The sequence below is a fragment of the Pseudoponticoccus marisrubri genome, from assembly GCF_001482405.1.
Classification (GTDB): domain Bacteria; phylum Pseudomonadota; class Alphaproteobacteria; order Rhodobacterales; family Rhodobacteraceae; genus Pseudoponticoccus; species Pseudoponticoccus marisrubri.
The window spans coordinates 1-262 of record NZ_LPXO01000104.1 but is presented as its reverse complement, the minus strand read 5'-3'; the positions used below and the strand labels follow the sequence as shown (position 1 = coordinate 262).

Below are 262 nucleotides of genomic sequence, written 5' to 3'. Positions count from 1 at the left end.
GAGCGCGATGGCGCGGGCGGCCTTTTCATGTTGGAATTGATAAATAACTGCCTTCACCTTCCGTCGGCCCCGGCCCGTCGCACTGATATTTTTCTGCCAATACACTCGCTGATTTTCCCGGCAACCAATTTGCTGGTGGCGCTTTTTTCAACGCTGCGCGCCAGTGCCCGTAATGCGGTCACGTTGGACGATAATCCCAAACTTATTAACAACTTCATCCAGCATATCTGTGAGTAAGGATGAAACCAGATTTTTCTTTAAC

At 49.6% G+C, this 262-nt stretch carries 1 protein-coding gene; it reads left to right on the top strand.

The window, feature by feature from the left end; genetic code table 11:
• Positions 1-237, top strand: a 237-nt coding sequence (locus tag AVJ23_RS23250) for a hypothetical protein (protein WP_205626918.1), incomplete at its 5' end; no start/stop codon positions are given.
• Positions 238-262 lie beyond the last annotated feature (25 nt).